1 protein-coding gene is annotated in these 1,059 nt (G+C 69.3%); it reads left to right on the forward strand.

What is annotated here, in order from left to right:
- Positions 1-12: 12 nt before the first annotated feature.
- A partial coding sequence (locus tag ACWGKU_RS41125; protein ID WP_452181111.1) for an AMP-binding protein occupies positions 13-1,059 on the forward strand: 1,047 nt, incomplete at its 3' end.

Below are 1,059 nucleotides of genomic sequence, written 5' to 3' on the forward strand. Positions count from 1 at the left end.
GGGCCGGATGATGTGGCGTGTGTGATGTTCACGTCGGGTTCGACGGGGCGGCCGAAGGGTGTGGTGGCGCCGCATCGGGCGTTGGTGGGGACGTATCTGGGTCAGGATTATTGCGAGTTCGGTCCGGGTGAGGTGTTTTTGCAGTGCTCTCCGGTGTCGTGGGACGGGTTCGCGCTGGAGTTGTTCGGTGCGTTGTTGCACGGTGCGGTGTGTGTGTTGCAGCCGGGGCAGAATCCGCAGCCCGCGGTGATCGAGGGGTTGGTGGTGGAGCACGGTGTGACGATGCTCCAGTTGTCGGCGAGTTTGTTCAACTTCTTGGTGGATGAGCATCCGGGGGCGTTCGCGGGGGTGCGGACGGCGTTCACGGGTGGTGAGGCCGGTTCGGTCGCGCATGTGGCGAAGGTGTTGGGTCTGTTTCCGGGGCTGCGGGTGGGCAATGGGTACGGGCCGGCGGAGAGTATGGGTTTCACGACCTGCCACGCGGTGTCGGGTGCGGACTTGGCGGGGTCGTCGTTGCCGGTGGGTCGGCCGGTGGGCAACAAGCGGGTGTTCGTGTTGGACGCGTGGTTGCGTCCGGTGCCGGCGGGGGTGGTCGGTGAGGTGTATGCGGCGGGGGCCGGTCTGGCGCACGGGTATGTGGGTCGGGCGGCGCTGACGGCGGAGCGGTTCGTGGCGAGTCCGTTGGGTGCGGCGGGCGAGCGGATGTACCGGACCGGTGACCTGGGGCGTTGGCGTGCCGACGGGGTGCTGGAGTATGTGGGGCGTGCGGACGATCAGGTGAAGATCCGGGGATTCCGGGTCGAGCCGGGGGAGATCGCGGCGGTGCTCCAGGCGCACGAGGCGGTGGCGCAGGCGGCGGTGGTGGCGCGGGAGGACCGTCCGGGGGACAAGCGACTGGTCGGCTATCTGGTGCCGGTCGCCGGCCGGGAGATCGACGTTGACGAGCTGAGGGGCTTCGCCACGGGGCGTCTGCCGCGGCACATGGTCCCGTCGGCGCTGGTGGTGCTGGAGGCGCTGCCGATCACGCCGAACGGCAAGCTGGACCAGCGCGCCCTGCCC

Source organism: Kitasatospora sp. NPDC054768 (genome assembly GCF_053612025.1).